The 18,633-nt window shown below is 74.3% G+C and carries 18 protein-coding genes and 1 pseudogene; 10 read left to right on the plus strand and 9 right to left on the minus strand.

The window, feature by feature from the left end; translation table 11 throughout:
- Window positions 1-61: 61 nt before the first annotated feature.
- Entirely contained in the window at window positions 62-445 is a 384-nt protein-coding gene (locus OOK31_RS39480) for a cold-shock protein (RefSeq protein WP_030239227.1), read from the minus strand.
- Between the two features lie 201 nt (window positions 446-646).
- Here OOK31_RS39480 and OOK31_RS33135 point away from each other — a divergent pair, with 201 nt between their 5' ends.
- Window positions 647-901, plus strand: coding sequence for a hypothetical protein (locus OOK31_RS33135; protein ID WP_267091097.1), 255 nt, complete (start codon window positions 647-649; stop codon window positions 899-901).
- Between the two features lie 5 nt (window positions 902-906).
- Here OOK31_RS33135 and OOK31_RS33140 read toward each other — a convergent pair whose 3' ends face one another.
- Both OOK31_RS33140 and OOK31_RS33145 read right to left on the minus strand, forming a co-directional pair.
- Entirely contained in the window at window positions 907-1,548 is a 642-nt protein-coding gene (locus OOK31_RS33140; RefSeq protein WP_267091098.1) for an HAD family hydrolase, read from the minus strand.
- 386 nt (window positions 1,549-1,934) lie between these two features.
- The gene (locus tag OOK31_RS33145) at window positions 1,935-2,819 is read right to left on the minus strand and encodes a hypothetical protein (RefSeq protein WP_267091099.1); all 885 of its coding nucleotides are present in this window, start codon (window positions 2,817-2,819) and stop codon (window positions 1,935-1,937) included.
- Window positions 2,820-2,905: 86 nt separating this feature from the next.
- On the opposite strand from OOK31_RS33145, the gene OOK31_RS33150 reads away from it, so the two are divergent.
- Together OOK31_RS33150 and OOK31_RS33155 are read left to right on the plus strand one after the other, a co-directional pair.
- The gene (locus OOK31_RS33150; protein ID WP_267091100.1) at window positions 2,906-5,392 is read left to right on the plus strand and encodes a helicase C-terminal domain-containing protein; all 2,487 of its coding nucleotides are present in this window, start codon (window positions 2,906-2,908) and stop codon (window positions 5,390-5,392) included.
- A 130-nt stretch (window positions 5,393-5,522) separates the two neighbouring features.
- Window positions 5,523-6,113 carry a DUF4291 domain-containing protein gene (locus OOK31_RS33155; protein WP_267091101.1) on the plus strand — a complete coding sequence of 197 codons (591 nt, stop codon included), beginning with the start codon at window positions 5,523-5,525 and terminating at the stop codon, window positions 6,111-6,113.
- Window positions 6,114-6,147: 34 nt separating this feature from the next.
- Here the strand turns inward: OOK31_RS33155 and OOK31_RS33160 are convergent, their stop codons facing one another.
- Window positions 6,148-6,297 (minus strand): hypothetical protein, encoded by a 150-nt coding sequence (locus tag OOK31_RS33160; RefSeq protein ID WP_267091102.1) that lies wholly within the window; start codon window positions 6,295-6,297, stop codon window positions 6,148-6,150.
- A gap of 273 nt (window positions 6,298-6,570) precedes the next feature.
- On the minus strand, window positions 6,571-7,038 hold the full coding sequence (locus OOK31_RS33165; RefSeq protein ID WP_267091103.1) for an N-acetyltransferase: 468 nt from the start codon (window positions 7,036-7,038) through the stop codon (window positions 6,571-6,573).
- Window positions 7,039-7,213: 175 nt separating this feature from the next.
- Here OOK31_RS33165 and OOK31_RS33170 point away from each other — a divergent pair, with 175 nt between their 5' ends.
- Complete coding sequence (locus OOK31_RS33170; protein ID WP_267091104.1) at window positions 7,214-8,857, plus strand: DNA repair helicase XPB; 1,644 nt, start codon at window positions 7,214-7,216, stop codon at window positions 8,855-8,857.
- A gap of 67 nt (window positions 8,858-8,924) precedes the next feature.
- Here the strand turns inward: OOK31_RS33170 and OOK31_RS33175 are convergent, their stop codons facing one another.
- Window positions 8,925-9,110, minus strand: a complete 186-nt coding sequence (locus OOK31_RS33175; protein ID WP_267091105.1) for a hypothetical protein — start codon at window positions 9,108-9,110, stop codon at window positions 8,925-8,927.
- Window positions 9,111-9,425: 315 nt separating this feature from the next.
- On the opposite strand from OOK31_RS33175, the gene OOK31_RS33180 reads away from it, so the two are divergent.
- Window positions 9,426-11,498 carry an AAA family ATPase gene (locus OOK31_RS33180; RefSeq protein ID WP_267091106.1) on the plus strand — a complete coding sequence of 691 codons (2,073 nt, stop codon included), beginning with the start codon at window positions 9,426-9,428 and terminating at the stop codon, window positions 11,496-11,498.
- A gap of 405 nt (window positions 11,499-11,903) precedes the next feature.
- Here the strand turns inward: OOK31_RS33180 and OOK31_RS33185 are convergent, their stop codons facing one another.
- Window positions 11,904-12,599: a copper homeostasis protein CutC gene (locus tag OOK31_RS33185; protein ID WP_267091107.1), complete on the minus strand. Its 696-nt coding sequence runs from the start codon at window positions 12,597-12,599 to the stop codon at window positions 11,904-11,906.
- A gap of 104 nt (window positions 12,600-12,703) precedes the next feature.
- Here OOK31_RS33185 and OOK31_RS33190 point away from each other — a divergent pair, with 104 nt between their 5' ends.
- Window positions 12,704-13,390, plus strand: coding sequence for a hypothetical protein (locus tag OOK31_RS33190; protein WP_267091108.1), 687 nt, complete (start codon window positions 12,704-12,706; stop codon window positions 13,388-13,390).
- 81 nt (window positions 13,391-13,471) lie between these two features.
- On the plus strand, window positions 13,472-14,686 hold the full coding sequence (locus tag OOK31_RS33195; protein WP_267091109.1) for a Cmx/CmrA family chloramphenicol efflux MFS transporter: 1,215 nt from the start codon (window positions 13,472-13,474) through the stop codon (window positions 14,684-14,686).
- A 26-nt stretch (window positions 14,687-14,712) separates the two neighbouring features.
- Here OOK31_RS33195 and OOK31_RS33200 read toward each other — a convergent pair whose 3' ends face one another.
- Together OOK31_RS33200 and OOK31_RS33205 are read right to left on the minus strand one after the other, a co-directional pair.
- Entirely contained in the window at window positions 14,713-14,982 is a 270-nt protein-coding gene (locus OOK31_RS33200) for a DUF4031 domain-containing protein (protein WP_267091110.1), read from the minus strand.
- Window positions 14,983-14,989: 7 nt separating this feature from the next.
- A complete protein-coding gene (locus OOK31_RS33205; RefSeq protein ID WP_267091111.1) occupies window positions 14,990-15,373 on the minus strand; it encodes a hypothetical protein in 384 nt (127 codons plus the stop codon).
- Window positions 15,374-15,483: 110 nt separating this feature from the next.
- Here OOK31_RS33205 and OOK31_RS33210 point away from each other — a divergent pair.
- The 3 genes and pseudogenes from OOK31_RS33210 (at window position 15,484) to OOK31_RS33220 (ending at window position 18,581) form a co-directional block, all read left to right on the plus strand.
- Window positions 15,484-16,101: pseudogene (locus OOK31_RS33210) on the plus strand (MurR/RpiR family transcriptional regulator).
- Window positions 16,098-17,021, plus strand: coding sequence for an N-acetylmuramic acid 6-phosphate etherase (gene murQ, locus OOK31_RS33215; protein WP_267091112.1), 924 nt, complete (start codon window positions 16,098-16,100; stop codon window positions 17,019-17,021). The pseudogene OOK31_RS33210 and the gene murQ overlap by 4 nt, the downstream one beginning before the upstream one ends.
- A gap of 90 nt (window positions 17,022-17,111) precedes the next feature.
- Entirely contained in the window at window positions 17,112-18,581 is a 1,470-nt protein-coding gene (locus OOK31_RS33220) for a PTS transporter subunit EIIC (RefSeq protein WP_267091113.1), read from the plus strand.
- Window positions 18,582-18,633 lie beyond the last annotated feature (52 nt).

Raw genomic sequence — 18,633 nt, forward strand, 5'->3', positions numbered from 1 at the left:
GCCCCACGCGCCGGTGCCCCGCGGCTCGTTCGAGCGGCGGGGCACCGGGGCGGACCGTGCGTCAGACGTCGAGCTGGTCGGCGACCGCGCGCAGCAGGCCGGCGATCTTCGTGCCGTGCACCTTGTCGGGGTAGCGGCCGCGCTCCAGCATCGGGGTGATGTTCTCCAGCAGGGTCGTCAGGTCCTGCACGATCGAGGCGAGCTCGTCGGGCTTGCGGCGCTGGGCGGCCGCGACCGAGGGCGCCGGATCCAGCACCGTCACCGAAAGTGCCTGGTCACCGCGCTGTCCCGCGACGACACCGAACTCGACGCGCTGGCCGGGCTTGAGAGCGTCGACCCCGTCCGGGAGTACCGACGAGTGGACGAAGACGTCTCCGCCGTCGTCGCGGGAGAGAAAGCCGAAGCCCTTCTCGCTGTTGAACCACTTGACCTTGCCGGTAGGCACGTCCGTCCTCTGTCCTTGTACTCGTCGGGTCCGGTGGGCCGGGATGAACGGCTCCGGATAGCAGTGCAGCGGGTCCTCCGACCCGCTTCCTCCAGGCTAATGGTCCAGAAACGGGTGACAAGACGTTCCCCGGTCCTTCCCGGGGTACCTCCGTCGGTCACTCCCGCTTCACCGCATCGGCCATGGAACTACCCTGGTGGGGTGACTGTTACTCCTCACCCCGACGAAGCGCGGCCCGGCGACGGACTCGTCAAGGCCGGCGGCATCGTGTTCATCGCCGGCGCCGTGGCGACCCTCGCGACGATGGCCCCGCTGTTCCTGGGCACCGACCCGTTCCCGTCGTACGCGTGGGCCGTGTGCATGCTGATGGGCGTCGGATTCGCCATCTCGGCCGCGGGCGTGCTGCGGTCGGCCTCCGCGCAGCGGAAGGCGGCCCGGGCCTCGCAGGCCACCTGAGCCTGCTACACCGGGCGCGCGGCCACGTACTCCTCGAGCCAGGCCGGCAGCGCGGTGAGGTCCTGCAGGACCACGTCCGCGCCCGCCGCGCGCAGCTCGGGCTCCGGGCACGGGCCGGTCGGCACGACCACCGACAGCGCGCCGGCCGTCCGCGCCCCGCGGACGTCTCCGACGTGGTCGCCGACGTACACCTGGGCCTCGTACTCGCGCAGGGCGCCGGCCTTGGCCTCCGCCCACAGCCAGCCGATGACGGCGTCGGGCTCGATGCCGAGGTGCGCGAGGTGCAGGCGGGCGTTCGGCTCGTGCTTGGCGGTGACGACGATGGCCCGCCCGCCGAGCGCCTGGACGGCCGCGACGGCCTCACGGGCGCCGGGCATCGCCGGGGTCGGCTCGATGGCGTACGTGGGATAGATCTCCCGGTAGCGGTCCGCCATCGCCGGGATCTCCTCGGCGGGGAACCAGTGCGCGAGCTCCTCGTCCAGCGGGGGGCCGAGCCGGGTGACGGCCTCGTCGGCGTCGATGAACGTACCCGTCTCTGCGGAAAGGGCCTGGTAGGCGGCCTTGATTCCGGGGCGGGAGTCGATGAGCGTCATGTCGAGGTCGAACCCGACGGTCAACAGCGGGGCGGCGGCGGTATCGGAACTCATACCCCCATTCTGCCGACCCCTGCCGGGCCCCTGCGCAGCCCTCCCGCCGCCCGGGCTCCCGCTGCGCGGCGCCGCTCCCCGCCCCGCCCTTCCTCCGTTCCCGCCTCAAGCGCCGGCGCGGCTGGCGACCGCTGGGCTGTGCCCGCACCCCAGGAGGGCCCTCCATGCACGCCGAGCGCGCCTCAAAACACGACGCTCCGCGCCCGCGCCTCAAACGCCGGCGAGGCTGAAACTGCCCTCCGGGCAATCCAGCCCCCATCTGCCCACCTACGTCGGCCACATCCAGCCTCGCCGGCGTTTGAGGCGCGGGGTCTGGGGCGGAGCCCCAGGGGCTTTCAGCCCCGCCGGCGATTGAGGCGCCGGGTCGGGGGCCGGGCCGCCGGGGGCTAGCGGCGGCGGGCCCGGAGGGTGAGGTAGGCCGCGAGGGCTACCGCGGAGGTGCGGGCCAGGGTGGGCCACAGGGTGTGGAAGGTTTCGCCCAGCGCAGCGTCCGGCACGGACTCGCGCCGCGTCCACAGCCACACCATCGCCGCGGTGAACACCGCGCCCGGCACCCCGAAGAGCACCCACTTGCGTTCCCGCGGCCCGAGCACCCGGGAGGCGTACCCCAGCAGCCAGCCGGCACCCAGCACCATCCAGGATCCGGCGACGGCCCCCGCCACGAGGACGGCCGCGGCAAGCAGGAGCAGGAGGTTCGGGCGCGGCCGCGGCGCCGCATCGGGGGCGGCCGCGGCCGCCCCCGCCTTCTTCTCCCGGCGCGCCCGCAGGAACCGCAGGATCCGGCTCCCGGCAGGGGCCGACGGCGCCGGATCCGCCTCCGGTTCCGGTTCCGCCGGTTCCTTGAAGAGGTCCGGGATCTCGATGCCGCCGGCGAAGCCCTCGACCTGCGGCCCCTTCCCCGATCCGCCGGGCCCGACCCGCCACCAGTCGGGCTCGGCCCCGCCGGAGGGGCCGAGTTCGTCGAGCCCGGCCAGGTGCGGCGGCACGTTCTCAGGGGTGCGCCGCTGCATCGGCACGGCCGCGACGGGCGCAGCCACCGGCGTGGCGGGGCCCCGCGTCTCGAGGACCTCCTCCGGGGTGCCGATCCGTTCCAGGATCTTGGCGACGGCCGCCGGGGTGTCCGGTTCGTACTTGGCGCGCCGACGGTCGATCTCGTCCCGCAACGCCGATACCAGCCGCATCCGGTCACCCGACGGCAGCTGCCGTCGCTGCGCCAAGTCCCCGACCCGGCTCAGATATTCGTAGACCAGCTGGTCGCTCTCGATCCCCACGCCCCGGCTCCTCACGTACCGCCTGCCCCGAAGGTAGCGCGTGCACCCGTGGAGCGGCCGCCGACGCAGCGGATACCGTTGACCGGATGGGGACCGGCCGACTGACCGGCCGACGTGACCAGGAGGCGACCACCGTGCCCGAGGCAAGCACCGGCAGCGCTACCGCTGCGGCGAACGCCCCGCGTTCCCTCGCCGAGGCGCTGCGCGCCCGCGACGACGTCGCACTGGCCGCCCTGCTGCACGCGCGCCCGGACCTGCTGAACCCGGTGCCCGGCGACGTCACGCAGCTCGCGACCCGTGCCGGAACCCGGGCTTCGGTGGTGCGCGCCCTGGACCGGCTGGACCGTTTCGCCCTGCAGACGGCCGAGGCCCTCGCGGTGGCCCCGGACCCGTGCCCGTACGCGGTGCTGGAGTCGCTGCTCATCGGGGCCGGCGGGGAGGACGAGGACGCCCGCGCCGCCTTCCCCCGGGCGCTGGGCACCCTGCGCGACCAGGCCCTGGTGTGGGGCGACGACGAACGGCTGCGCCTGGTCCGTACCGCCCGGGAGCTGCTGGCCCCCTCCGCGCAGCGGCCGTCCCCGACGGGGCTCGGGCCTACCGTGGCGGAGGCGACCGCCGGGATGTCGCCGACCCGGGTCCAGGAGATCGTGGCGGCGGCGGGGCTGCCCGCGACGCACGACCCGGTGTCGGCGGTGGCGGCCCTGACGGGGCTGTTCACCGACGAGGTGCGGATGTCGGCGCTGCTGGACGAGGCCCCGGCCGAGGCCCACGGGGTGCTGGGCCGGCTGGTGTGGGGGCCGCCGTACGGGGAGGTGACCCCGAATCCGGCGCCGCCGGTGCGCTGGCTGCGCGACCGCGGGCTGCTGCTGCCGGCTTCGACGCGGACGGTCGTCCTGCCCCGCGAGGTGGCCCTGCACCTGCGTGGCGGGCTCGCGCACCGGCACACGGCCCCGCTGGCGCCGCCGGTCGGCGCGCACCGCGAGCACCGTCCACAGCTTGTGGACGCGAACGCCGCCGGGCAGGCGCTGGCCGCGCTGGCCACCGTCGAGGAACTGGTCAAGTCCTGGGAGCACACCGGTCCGGCCGTACTGCGGGCGGGCGGTCTCGCGGTGCGCGACCTGAAGCGGGTGGCGGCCGGCCTCGACGCCACCGAGCAGCAGGCGGCGTTCTGGATCGAGCTGGCCTACGCGGCCGGCCTGCTGGCCAGCGACGGCGAGGCCGACGAACGCTACGCCCCCACGCCCGCCTTCGACGACTGGTGCGAACTCCCGCCCCCCGAGCGGTGGTCGGTGCTGGCGGCGGCCTGGCTGCCCGCGACCCGTACGGCCGGGCTCGTCGGCGAGCAGGACGCCAAGGGCCGCACCCTGTCGGCGCTCGGCACCGATCTGGACCGCTCGGCCGCGCCCGAGGTGCGCCGCCGGGTCCTGGACCTGCTGGCCGAACTGCCCGAGGGCGCCTCCGCGGAGGCGGAAGCCGTCCTGGAGCGGCTCGCGTGGGAGCGCCCGGCGCGCGCCGCGGGCGATCTGCGGGCCCGCCTCGCGCACTGGACGCTGGCCGAGGCGGAGGTCCTCGGCGTCACCGGCCGGGGCGCGCTCAGTGCCTTCGGCCGGGCCCTGCTGGAGCACCGCGACCCGGCGCCGCTGCTGGCCCCGCTGCTGCCGGAGCCGGTGGACCACGTCCTGCTCCAGGCCGACCTGACGGCGGTGGCGCCCGGCCCGCTGCGCCGGCCGCTCGGCGACGTCCTGGCGGTGCTCGCGGACGTGGAGTCCAAGGGCGGGGCAACGGTGTACCGCTTCACCCCGGGCTCCGTACGGCGCGCCCTGGACTCCGGGCACACCGCCTCCGACCTGCACGCCTTCCTCGCCGAGCACAGCCGTACGCCGGTTCCGCAGCCGCTCGCGTACCTGATCGACGACGTGGCCCGGCGGCACGGGCACCTGCGGGTCGGGGCGGCCTCCTCGTACGTGCGCTGCGACGACGACGCGATGCTGGGCGAGATCCTCGCCGACAAGCGCTCCGCCGGGCTGGGGCTGCGCCGCCTCGCACCGACGGTCCTCGCGGCGCAGGCCGAACCGGGGGCGCTGCTGGACGGGTTGCGGGCGATGGGCTACGCCCCGGCCGCGGAGTCCCGTACCGGCGACGTGCTGGTGGCGCGGGCCGACGCGCACCGCACCCCGGCGCGTTCGGCGCCGGTGCCGGTCCCGGACGGGCCGCCGGTGCCGGACGCGACGCTGCTGGGTGCGGCGGTACGGGCGATCCGTGCGGGCGACCTGGCGGCGACGGCGGTCCGCAAGGAGCCCGCGTCGGGGGGCTCCGGTGTCCCGGCGCCGGGCGAACTGCCGCGCACCAGCGCGGCGGACACCCTGGCCACGGTGCAGGCGGCCGCGCTGACGGGCTCGGCGGTGTGGATCGGGTACGTGAACGCCGACGGGGCGGCGAGCCAGCGGGTCATCGCCCCGGTGCGGGTGGAGGGCGGCTTCGTCACCGGGTACGACCACACGGCGGACGAGGTGCGCACGTACGCCCTGCACCGGATCACGGGGGTCGCGGAGCTGGCGGAGGACCAGGTCTGAGGGGGCGGGCGGACCGACCCGGCCTCGCCGGCGTTGGGGCGCGGGGCCGGGGCAGAGCCCCGGCAACGGCGCCGCACCGGCCCCGGAAAACGGCTCGCGGACCGGCCCCGCCGCCCCGCACCCTTGGCACATGCAAGACGTAGCCAACCGCCGGATCCGCGCCGCGCACACGGACACCACCCTCACCGTCTACCAGGCCTACGCCCCCCGCCTCGGGGAGCCGGCGGCGCGCGACGGCCGCTTCCCGCCCGACTGGAAGCGGGAGCGGATGACCTGGATCAAGCCGTCGTTCCTGTGGATGATGTACCGCTGCGGCTGGGCCACGAAGGCCGACCAGGAGACCGTCCTGGCCGTCGAGGTCACCCGCGCGGGCTTCGACCGGGCCCTGGCCGGGGCCTGCCTGTCGCACTACGTGCCCGGCGTGCACGCCGACCGGGCGGCCTGGCAGGAGTCGGTGCGCACGACCTCGGCCCGGGTCCAGTGGGACCCCGAGCGGGACCTGCACCTGAACCCGCTGCCGTACCGCTCGCTCCAGCTGGGCCTGTCGGGCCCCCTGTCGCGGGCCTACGCCGACGAGTGGACGGTCTCCATCCGCGACGTGACCCCGCTGGCCCGGGAGATCCACGCCCTGGTCCGGGCCGGGGAGGGCGACGCCGCCCGCGCCCTCCTCCCGGCCGAGACCCCGTACCCGACGGGCCCGCTGCCGCACCTGGGGGCGTAGCCGCCCGGGGTCAGGCGCCGGTTCAGGTACCGGTTCAGGCGCCGCAGAACGAGGACACGGTCCGCAGGTGGCCGCCGCGGTTCTCGTCGTCGGTGCCCAGGAGGGCGTCGGTGGGGTACGGCGTCCGGTAGGCCCGGCGCGTCACGGCGCCGAAGAGGGGCTGGCCCCACGCGGCGAAGATCACGGGGGGCCGCGTAGAGCGTGGCGGGGCGGTCCGGGCCGGCGCCCCGGTCCGCCCACAGCGCGGCGAGCCGCCCGTTCTGGGCAGCACGCCCCTGCCGTGAGCCGGTACTGGGGGAGTTTCACGGGGCGCTCGCCTTCTGTCCGACAGACGCGAGGTCACGCGCCGGGCGCCACGTCATTGATCATGGTGGCGGCGGCCCAGGGGCGATTGCTCCGTCCGGCGGAGCGCGAAGCCGCACCCGCCGGGCGCACGCCCGCGCTCACACCCCCCGGCTCACCTGGGCGCGTAGTCGATCCGTCCGGCGTCGAAGGGCCACACCTCGGCGAACCAGCGCGTGACGGCCGCGTGCACCTCGGTGTCGAGGTGCGCCCGGTCCTGCCGGACCCAGGAGCTGACGTGGACCCGCCCGGCGTCCTCCTTGGACGGGTAGACGTAGAGGCAGCCGATGACCTCGCCCTCCCCCTCCACCACGCTGTACGTGAACCCGCGCCGCTCGGCGAAGTCCCGTGCGTGCCCTTCCAGGTCGGCGAGGTTCGCCTCGGCGGACATCCCCTCCAGCGGCGGCCACGACCGCCCCACGAAGCCGGGCGTGGCCCGGACGTGCGCGATGCTCCCGCTCCAGGCCGCCAGGTCGGCTTCGTTGTGCCGGCCCTCCAGGGGCTCCAGCCTGAAACCGTCCCCCGCCAGGGCCGTGGGCACCTCGAAGTCGTCCGGTACGAAATCCCGCTGATCTTCAGTCATGCCTGGACGGTAGCGGCCGCGCGCCCGGACCTCAGCAGCTTTTCCACCGACCCCCCGGCACACGCTCCGGACGCCCCGGGACGCCGAGCCCACCCCACCGGCCCGCCCATAGGGCAGACTGGAGGTTTGGCCGTCCGTGCCCGGGCGGCCGTCTCACCGCCGGAAAGGGACCTGCGTGAACGGGCCTCTCATCGTCCAGAGCGACAAAACCCTCCTCCTCGAAGTCGACCACGAGCTCGCCGGGGCCGCCCGCCGCGCCATCGCCCCCTTCGCGGAGCTGGAGCGGGCTCCCGAGCACATCCACACCTACCGGATCACCCCGCTCGGCCTGTGGAACGCCCGGGCCGCCGGGCACGACGCCGAGCAGGTCGTCGACGCCCTCGTCGAGTTCTCCCGGTACCCCGTCCCGCACGCCCTGCTCGTCGACGTCGCCGAGACCATGGCCCGCTACGGCCGCCTCACCCTCTCCAAGCACCCCGTCCACGGACTGGTGCTGACCAGCACCGACCGGCCGGTGCTGGAGGAGATCCTGCGCTCCAAGAAGGTCGCGCCCCTCGTCGGCGCCCGGCTCGACGCCGACACCGTCGCCGTGCACCCCTCCGAGCGCGGGCAGATCAAGCAGACCCTGCTGAAGCTGGGCTGGCCGGCCGAGGACCTCGCCGGGTACGTCGACGGCGAGGCCCACCCGATCGACCTGGTCGAGGACGGCTGGGCGCTGCGCCCCTACCAGCAGCAGGCCGTCGAGGGCTTCTGGCACGGCGGCTCCGGCGTCGTCGTCCTGCCCTGCGGCGCGGGCAAGACCCTGGTCGGCGCGGGAGCCATGGCGAAGGCCCGGGCGACGACGCTGATCCTGGTCACCAACACCGTCTCGGCCCGCCAGTGGAAGCACGAGCTGATCAAGCGGACCTCGCTGACGGAGGAGGAGATCGGCGAGTACTCCGGCACCCGCAAGGAGATCCGGCCCGTCACGATCGCCACCTACCAGGTCCTGACGACCAAGCGGAAGGGCATCTACCCGCACCTGGAGCTGTTCGACTCCCGGGACTGGGGTCTGATCCTCTACGACGAGGTGCACCTGCTGCCCGCGCCGGTCTTCAAGTTCACCGCCGACCTCCAGGCCCGCCGGCGCCTCGGCCTGACCGCGACCCTGGTCCGCGAGGACGGCCGCGAGTCCGACGTCTTCTCCCTCATCGGGCCGAAGCGGTTCGACGCACCGTGGAAGGAGATCGAGGCGCAGGGCTACATCGCGCCCGCCGACTGCGTCGAGGTCCGCGTCAACCTCACCGAGTCGGAGCGGCTCGCCTACGCGACCGCCGAGACCGAGGAGAAGTACCGCTTCTGCGCAACGACCGCGACGAAGCGGAAGGTCACGGAGGCGCTGGTGCGCAAGCACCAGGGCGAGCAGACCCTCGTCATCGGCCAGTACATCGACCAGCTCGACGAGCTCGGCGAACACCTGGACGCGCCCGTCATCAAGGGCGAGACCTCCAACGCGCAGCGCGAGAAGCTCTTCAACGCCTTCCGCGAGGGCGAGATCAGCGTGCTGGTCGTCTCGAAGGTCGCGAACTTCTCCATCGACCTCCCGGAGGCGACGGTCGCCATCCAGGTGTCCGGCACCTTCGGCTCCCGCCAGGAGGAGGCCCAGCGCCTGGGCCGTGTCCTGCGCCCGAAGGCGGACGGCCACGAGGCCCGCTTCTACTCGGTGGTGGCGCGCGACACCATCGACCAGGACTTCGCCGCCCACCGCCAGCGCTTCCTGGCCGAGCAGGGCTACGCGTACCGGATCATGGACGCCGACGAACTCCTGACGAGCGACTGACGCGGACGTCCTCCCCGGGGACCGCCCTCGGGGAGGCGGCCGCGGCCGGACCCGCCGGCCGGCCGCCTCAGCGGCGTATGACGCCCGCGTCCTCGGCGTACTCACCCAGGACGACGACGCTCACGGCGGTCGCCGCGAACACCTTCGCGGCGCGCACGACGTCGCCGAAACGGTGGCGGGAACGGGTGTCGGAGGTGGCGGTGGCGCCGCGAGGGCGGCCGCCCTGGATCGGGGTGAAGGTTGCGGTGCTCATGCATCCATGGTGCGCCCACACCCCCCTCCCCCACATCGGCCTGCGGACGGAACCCCAAGGGCCCCCGCGTCCTCCTCACGTCCCATGCCACCCCCTAAGGGCCTGCCGCAGGTCTGACACTCCCGGGTACGACACCCGTACGGAGGTCCCACCCCCACGGACTCGGAAACCGACTAATCCGTTCGCGCGGCCGCCTCCCGCTGACTACAATCTCCGCTCTTGCCGCCTCCCGCCGCCGTACCGGGGAGAGCCGCCCACCGGCCGGAAACCGGCGGGCATCCGACCCGCACCGAGCAGCAGCCTGGAGGCAGTCCCATGCCCGCGCACGCCCCCGACACCGCGACCGACACGGCCACCGACCCGCTCGGCCGCGAACGGGCCCACCTGAGCGCCTCCCGCTCCGCCCTGCGCGCCATGCGCGAGGACGTCGAAGCCCTCGACATCCGCGACGTCACCGCGAACTGGGTCAACGCCATCGTCCTCCAGGCGCAGATCGACGACCGCATCAAGGCCCTCGCCGACCTCTCCCACACCCCGCTCTTCTTCGGCCGCCTCGACTACCTGCACGCCCCCGGCGCCGAGCTGGCCGAGGGCGCGGAGGGCGAGCAGTTCTACATCGGCCGCCGCCACGTCCACGACGCCGACGGCGACCCCATGGTCATCGACTGGCGCGCCCCGGTCTCCCAGCCGTTCTACCGCGCCTCCAAGAAGGACCCGCAGGACGTCGCACTGCGCCGCCGCTTCGGCTACACGGCCGGCGAGCTGACCGCGTACGAGGACGAACACCTCTCCGACCCCGCAGAGACGACGGCCGTCAGCAAGCTGCTCCAGCAGGAGATCGAACGCCCCCGCGTCGGCCCCATGCGGGACATCGTCGCGACGATCCAGCCCGAACAGGACGAGATCGTCCGCTCCGGCCTGTCCGGCTCGGTCTGCGTCCAGGGCGGCCCCGGCACCGGGAAGACCGCCGTCGGCCTGCACCGCGTCGCGTACCTCCTCTACGCCCACCGGGAGCGCCTCGCCCGCACCGGCACCCTGGTCATCGGGCCGAACCGTTCCTTCCTGCACTACATCGAGCAGGTCCTGCCCGCCCTGGGCGAGCTCGAGGTCAAGCAGGCCACCGTCGACGACCTCGTCGCCCGCGACGGCCTCGAGGTACGCGGCGCCGACCCCGCCGCGACCGCCGTCGTCAAGGGCGACGCCCGCATGGCCGAGGTCCTGCGGCGCGCGCTCGTCTCCCACGTCAGCGAACCGGCCGAACCCCTCATGGTGGTCCGCGGCTCCCGCCGCTGGCGCGTACCGACGCACGAACTCTCCGAGATCGTCACCGAGCTCCGGACCCGGGACATCCGCTACGGCGCGGCCCGCGAGGCCCTCCCCCGGCGCATCGCGCACACCGTGCTCGTCCGCATGGAACACGCGGGCGAGGCCCCCGACGACCGCGTCCAGGACGCCGTCGCCCGCAACGCGGCCGTGAAGGCGGCCGTGAAGCAGATCTGGCCGCAGGTCGAACCCGCCAAGCTGGTGCTGCGCCTGCTCTCCGACGCCGCCTTCCTGGCGGAGCACGCGGACGGGATCCTGTCCGCGGACGAACAGAAGCTCCTCCTCTGGGAAAAGCCCTTCCGCACGGTCAAGGCGGCGAAGTGGTCCCCGGCCGACCTGGTCCTCATCGACGAGGCCACCGACCTGGTCGAGCGCACCCACTCGCTGGGCCACGTCGTCCTCGACGAGGCCCAGGACCTGTCCCCCATGCAGTACCGGGCCGTCGGCCGCCGCTGCACCACCGGCTCCGCGACCGTCCTCGGCGACCTCGCGCAGGGCACCACCCCGTGGGCCACCCGCAGCTGGAACGAGGCCCTCACCCACCTCGGCAAGCCGGACGCGGCCGTGGAGGAACTCACGGCGGGCTTCCGCGTGCCGCGCGAGGTCATCGCGTACGCGTCGCGGCTGCTGCCGGAGATCTCCCCCGGGCTGGCCGCGGTCTCCTCGGTCCGCGAAACCCCGGGCTCCCTCACGATCACCCACACGCAGGACCTGACCCCCGCCGTGATCTCGGCCTGCGAGGCCGCCCTCACCCACGAGGGCTCGGTCGGCCTGATCGCGGCCGACGCCCGCGTCCCCGAACTGGCGGAGGCGCTACTCGCGGCCGGGCTGCCGTACCTGGCGCCCGGCGAGGAAACCACGGCGGAGTCCCGCCTCACGCTGGTGCCGGCGTCGCTGGCGAAGGGCCTGGAGTACGACTACGTCGTCCTCTCCGAGCCCGCCGCCATCGTCTCGGGCGAACCGGACGAACGCACCGGCCTCCGCCGCCTGTACGTCTGCCTCACCCGAGCCGTCTCAGGCCTGACGGCCCTCCACACGGCCCCGCTACCGCCGTCCCTCACCTGACCGATCGGGCCCCGGCCCGCCCCCACCCGGCACCGGACCTCCCGCTGCACGGACCCACGGCCCTGCCCGGCCGGTACCGGACGTGTCCCGCTGCGCGGGGCTGGTCCCCTACCCACCCTTCCACCGTTCCCGCCTCAAACGCCGACGCGGCTCAAACCCCTGGGGCTCCGCCCCAGACCCCACGCCTCAAACGCCGGCGGGGCTGGATTTTGCCGGCGTAGCCGGGAAAGAGGGCGGGAGACGTGAGGGGTCGGGGACGGGGTGGGGTGTCGTCCGGGATGTAAAACGTGATTTGTTGGCGCGCGGTGCCGCCGCACCAACGGAGCTTCGGATCGGGCGCCATAAATCATGCCTATCCCGGACGGCACCCCACCCCGTCCCCGACCCCGGCCAGGGGCACCGCGGCTACCCCAGCGCCTCGCGCCACTCCGCCACCGCCGGGGTCGAGACCGGGCGGGACCACCCGGAGGGACGGGCCGCGCCGCCGATGTGGAAGGCGTCGATGCCCGCCGACCGCAGCAGCGGAAGGTGCGCGAGGGTCAGGCCGCCGCCGACCAGGATCCGCGCCCCGTACCCCGGCTCACCGCCCCGCGCCGCCTCCGCGACGAGCACCGACAGGCCCTCGTCGACCCCGCCCGCCGACCCCGCCGTCAGGTACGTGTCCAGGCCCGGCAGATCCGCGAGCGCCTTCCGCAGCCCGTCCCGGTCCGCCGCGCGGTCGATCGCCCGGTGGAACGTCCACCGGCAGCCGTCCAGCTCCGCCACCACCGCCTCGACGGCCGCCAGGTCCGGACTGCCGTCCGGGTTCAGGAACCCGAGCACGAACTCCTCCGCACCCTCCGCCCGCAGCTCCCGCGCCGACTCCACCAACCGGGCCACCGCACCGGCGGGCCCGGCCGCGAACCCGTCCGTCCTGCGGAGCATCACGCGCAGCGGGATGTCGACCGCCGCCCTGATCGCCGCGAAGGCCTCGCGCGACGGCGTGAGCCCGTCGGCGGCCATGTCGGTGACCAGCTCGAGGCGGTCCGCCCCACCGGCCTGGGCCGCGACCGCGTCCTCCACGTCGAGGGCGATCACCTCCAGGAGCGCACGGTTGCTCATCGGTTGCCGTCCTTCGTCCGAAAAATAGGTCTAGTCCAATATCCAGAGTACGGGCCTCGACCCACCCTCGACCAGCACAATCACGCCACCCCCACAATGTGCGCATGAACACGGACCCCGCACGCACCGACACCCCCCACCCCGGGACCGGTCTCCGCGCCCGCTGGCAGGCCACCACCGCCGCCGCCGGGGCCGACCCGGCCACCGACCCCGCCCCCTACGCCGACCGCCTCCTCGCCGCCTGGGCGGAGCCCCAGCGCCGCTACCACACCACCGCCCACCTCACCGCGGTCCTCACCCACCTCGACGCCCTCGCCCCGTACGCCGCCGACCCCGCCGCCACCGAGCTGGCGGCCTGGTTCCACGACGCCGTCTACCGCCCCGACCGCTCCGAGAACGAGGAACGCAGCGCCGCCCTCGCCGAGCGCGCCCTCCCCGAGCTCGGCATCACCCCCGCCCGCACCGCCGAGGTCGCCCGCCTGGTCCGGCTCACCGTCACCCACGACCCCGCCCCCGGCGACACGAACGGCGAGGCCCTCTGCGACGCCGACCTCGCCGTCCTGGCCGGCTCCACCGAGGCCTACGCCGCCTACACCGCCGCCGTCCGCGCCGAGTACGCCTTCGTCCCGGACGAGGCCTTCCGCACCGGCCGCGCCGCCGTCCTGCGCCAGCTCCTGGCCCTGCCCCGCCTCTTCCGCACCCCGTACGGCGCCACGCACTGGGAGTCCCGGGCCCGCCACAACCTCGAAACCGAACTCACCGCACTCACCACACCCACCACCGCAACCTGACATACGGCCCCCCACCCGGGAATACGCCCCTCTTCGCGCCGGTTTGTGAAAGTCATGCCCGCAGACTCCGCACGCTCCCGCATGCCCGTAGCCGTCTACGTCCTCGGCCTGTCCGTCTTCGCACTCGGCACCAGCGAGTTCATGCTCTCCGGGCTGCTCCCACCCATCGCCGAGGACATGGGCGTCAGCATCCCGCAGGCGGGCCTGCTCATATCCGCCTTCGCGATCGGCATGGTCGTCGGAGCCCCCCTGCTGGCCGTCGCCACCCTGCGCCTGCCGCGCCGCACCACCCTCGTGGCCCTGATCAGCCTCTTCGGCCTCGGTCAGGTCGCCGGCGCGCTCGCCCCCACGTACGGGCTGCTCTTCGCCTCCCGCGTGGTCTCCGCCCTCGCGTGCGCCGGCTTCTGGGCCGTCGGCGCGGCCGTGGCCATCGCGATGGTCGAGCGGCACCAGCGCGCCCGCGCCATGGCCGTGATGATCGGCGGGCTGTCCATCGCCAACGTCCTCGGCGTCCCGGCCGGCGCCTTCCTCGGCGAGCAGTTCGGCTGGCGGGCCGCGTTCTGGTCGGTCGGCGCGGCCTCGGCCGTCGCCCTCGTCGGCATCCTCGCCCTGATCCCGAAGATCCCGCTGCCCGCCGAGAAGCCCCGTCTCGGCCGTGAGCTGCGCATCTACCGCGACCGTCAGGTGTGGCTGTCGATCGGTGTCACGGCCCTCGCCGCGGGCGGCGTCTTCTGCGCCTTCAGCTACCTGTCCCCGCTGCTCACGGACGTCGCCGGGCTGGACTCGAAGTGGGTGCCGTGGATCCTCGGCCTCTTCGGCGTCGGCGCGCTGATCGGCACGACCGTCGGCGGGCGGATCGCCGACGCGAACCTCTTCGGGGTGATGATCTGGGGCATCACCGCTTCCACCGTCTTCCTGACCGCACTGGCCCTGCTGGCGTCCACCGCCGCCGCGGCGATCGCCCTGTCCTTCCTCCTCGGCGTCTCGGCGTTCTTCACCGCCCCGGCCCTCAACGCCCGCATGTTCAACGTGGCGGGCGCCGCCCCCACCCTCGCCGGGGCCACCACCACCGCCGCGTTCAACCTGGGCAACACCGGCGGCCCCTGGCTCGGCGGCACCGTCATCGACGCCGGCCTGGGCTTCTCCGCCACCGCCTGGGCGGGGGCCGCCATGACGGTCACCGCGATCGGCCTCACCCTGATCGCCCTGCGCCTGGACCGCCGTACGCCGCCCCCCGCGACCCGCGTGGTCACGTCCTCGACGGCGTCCCCCACCCAGACGGCCCCCGTCCACTAGGCCAGGCAAGATCCGGAAGGGACGCCCTAGCCCACCGGCCGCCCCTTCGGCCGCCGCAGCCCCGCGTCCGTCAGCCGCCGGACCAGTTCCTTGCTGCCGATCTCCACGGCCCCCGCCCCGACGGCGTCCGCGTACCGGTGCGCGGGCACGTCGTAGTGGTCCCGTTCGAAGGCGCGCGGCGGGCAGCCGATGCCCGCCGCGAAGGCGTGCAGCTCCTCGAACGAGACGTCGCTGACCAGGTGCGACCACATGCGGCCGTGTCCCGGCCAGACCGGCGGGTCGATGTACACCGTCACCGGCGGCTCACCGGCCCGCGCCCGGGTGGAAGACGGGGCCGAGGCCGCCCACCGCCGCCACCCGCACGCCGGCCTCCGAGCAGACCCACTGCGGGTCGGGTCCGAGCTCCGGTTCCACGTCCAGCGCGTGCGGTTCCCCGTGCCCGCACACCGGGCACAGCGGCCAGCGGCCGTACTTCGACAGCAGGGCGTCCTTCACGTCCTGCGCGACGAGTCCGGCGAGGTAGTCGACGCCCTCCGGCCACTGCTCCACCCACCACCGGCGGTGCGTGACCGAGTCCTCGACGAGGGAGACGACATCGGCATCGGCGACCTCACCCGCGGCGAGGTCGGCCAGTACGAGTGCACGGGCGACGTGCAGCGCCTGTTCCAGGGGGGTCGTGTGCTCCATGCGCTCATTGTGGCCCCGCTCCGCCCGGACGTCGAAGGTCCCTTTCCAGGACGGCGGAAGGCCCGCCGCGCCGGGACCCCCGGCGTCTTGCACCCTCCCCACCCCTGAAAATAGATTTCAGATGTGAGCGAGCCCACAAAAAAACTTCCACCACCCCCGCCGCCCCCACCGCGCCCAGCGCCCTCCGCGCCCGCGTCCGGGCCCTCGGCGACTCGATGAGCCCCTCCGTACAGGCCGTCCCCGAGGCCGTCGCCGCCGACCCCGCCGGCTGCGCCAAGCTCACCGTCTCCGCCCTCGCGGAGCACACCGGCACCAGCGAGGCCACCGTCGTCCGCGCCGCCCGCCTCCTCGGCTACCCCGGCTACCGCGACCTGCGCCTGGCCCCAGGCCGTCTCTTTCGGATCTTGCCTGGCCCGCGCCGCCCGGCACCGTGGACATAGCCGTCGACGACCCCCTGGCCGACGTCGTCGCGAAACTGGCCCACGAGGAGGCGCAGACCCTCGCCGACACCGCCGCCGGACTCGACCTCGCCCAGCTGTCCGGCGCCGTCGAGGAAGAGCCGGCTGCGCCCGGCCGCCATGTCGAGCCGCACCAGCCAGCTCCTCGTCGTCGACTGTCTGTTCGTCGGTGTCGCGCAGCGGACCTACGAGCGGGCCGCGCCCGCCCTCGCCGCCTCCTACGAGGCCCTCGCACCCCGCCACCACACGCCCAGGAGCCCCCGCCCATGACCGCGTACGCCGCCCTCCGCGCCCAGCTCGACACCCTCACCACGGAGGCCTTCCGGCCCGAGCTGGCGGACATCGACCGGCTGCCCACCCTGGAGATCGTCCGCGTCATGAACGCCGAGGACGCCACCGTCGCGACGGCCGTCGCCGGGCAGCTGGAGGCCATCGCCGCCGCCGTCGACGCGATCGCCGCCCGCATGGGGCGCGGCGGCCGCCTCATCTACGCGGGCGCGGGCACCGCCGGCCGGCTCGGGGTGCTCGACGCGAGCGAGTGCCCGCCCACCTTCAACACCGACCCGGCGCTGGTCGTCGGCCTGATCGCGGGCGGCCCCTCCGCGATGGTCAAGGCCGTCGAGGGCGCCGAGGACTCCCCGGAGCTGGCCGCCGCCGACCTGACCGCGCTGGGCCTGGGCCCCGACGACACCGTCGTCGGCATCTCCGCCTCAGGCCGCACCCCGTACGCGATCGGCGCCGTCGAGTTCGCCCGTACGCGCGGCGCGCTCACCGTCGGCCTGTCCTGCAACGCCGGCTCCGCGCTCGCGGCGGCCGCCGAGCACGGCATCGAGGTGGTCGTCGGCCCCGAACTCCTCACCGGCTCCACCCGGCTGAAGGCAGGCACCGCGCAGAAGCTCGTCCTGAACCTCATCTCGACGGTGACGATGATCCGCCTGGGCAAGACGTACGGGAACCTCATGGTCGACGTACGCGCCTCCAACGAGAAGCTGCGCGCCCGCTCCCGCCGCATCGTCGCCCTGGCCACCGGCGCCGATGACGCGGAGATCGAGGCCGCGCTCACCGCGACCGGCGGCGAGGTCAAGGACGCGATCCTCGTGATCCTCGGCGGGGTCGACGGCCCCACCGCCGCCGCCCTGCTCACCGCCGCGAACGGCCACCTCCGCGCGGCCCTCGCCGAAGCCCGCTGACCGCACCGCACGGCACCGCACCGCACCGCACCGCACCCCGTCCCCCGGATCCGACAACGACGCCCGCTCCCCCAACGCAAGGCGATCCACATGTCCACTGACAAGAACCGCGCCACAGCCGCCGCGATCCTTCCTCTGGTCGGCGGCCCGGACAACATCACCTCCGTCGCCCACTGCATGACCCGCCTGCGCATCGGTCTGCGCGACCGCTCGCTCGTCCAGGACGAGGCCCTCAAGGCCCTCCCGGCGGTCCTGGGCGTGGTGGACGACGAGACGTATCAGATCGTGCTGGGTCCGGGCGCCGTCGCCCGCGTCACCCCCGAGTTCGAGGCGCTGGTGGCCAAGGCCCGCACCGCCGCCCCCAAGCCCGTCACGGCCGCTGAACTGGCCGCGCAGGGCGCCGCGCTGAAGGAGGCCCAGAAGCAGCGCAACGCCACCCCGGTGAAGCTGTTCCTGCGCCGCGTCGCGAACATCTTCGTCCCGCTGATCCCCGCCCTCATCGGCTGCGGCATCATCGCGGGCCTGAACGGCCTGCTCACCAACCTGGGCTGGGCCCCGGGCATCGTCCCCGCCCTCGCCGCCATCGCCTCCGGCTTCATGTCGCTGATCGCGGTCTTCGTCGGCTACAACACCGCGAAGGAGTTCGGCGGGACCCCGGTCCTCGGCGGCGCGGTCGCCGCGATCATCGTCTTCCCGGGCGTCGCCAAGATCGACGCCTTCGGTGAGCACCTCTCCCCCGGCCAGGGCGGCGTCCTCGGCGCGCTCGCGGCGGCGCTGCTCGCCGTGCAGGTGGAGAAGGGGTGCCGGCGCTGGGTCCCCGAGGCCCTGGACGTCCTGGTCACGCCCACCCTCACCGTGCTCGTCTCCGGCCTGGTCACCCTCTTCGGCCTGATGTTCCTCGCCGGTGAGGTCTCCACCGCCATCGGCACCTTCGCGAACTGGCTCCTCGCCACCGGCGGCGCCTTCGCGGGCCTGGTCCTCGGCGGGCTCTTCCTCCCCCTGGTGATGCTGGGCCTGCACCAGGCCCTGATCCCCCTCCACACCACCCTCATCGAGCAGTCCGGCTACACGGTCCTGCTGCCGATCCTCGCCATGGCGGGCGCGGGCCAGGTCGGCGCGGCCATCGCCGTCTACTGCCGCCTCCCGCGCAACGGCTCGCTCCGCACCACCATCAAGTCCGCGCTCCCGGCCGGCTTCCTGGGCGTGGGCGAGCCCCTGATCTACGGAGTGTCCCTGCCGCTGGGGCGTCCGTTCGTCACCGCCTGCGTGGGCGGGGCGGCGGGCGGGGCCTTCGTGGGCCTCTTCAACCAGCTGGGCGTGGGCTTCGGCTCCACCGCCATCGGCCCCTCGGGCTGGGCCCTGTTCCCGCTGCTGGACGGCAAGGCGGGCATGGGCGCGACCGTCGCCGTGTACGCGGGCGGCCTCGCCGTCGGCTACCTGGCGGGCTTCACCGCGACCTGGTTCTTCGGCTTCACCCGGCAGATGCTCACCGACCTGAACACCGACCCCGAACCGGCGCCCCCGACCCCCGAAGCGTCGAAGGAACCGGCCCTGACCTGACGCACGGGGCGAGCGGGGAGCACCCGGCTCCCCGCCTCCCGTCCCGGGCCGT

Source organism: Streptomyces sp. NBC_00249 (assembly GCF_026342355.1).
Lineage (GTDB): Bacteria > Actinomycetota > Actinomycetes > Streptomycetales > Streptomycetaceae > Streptomyces.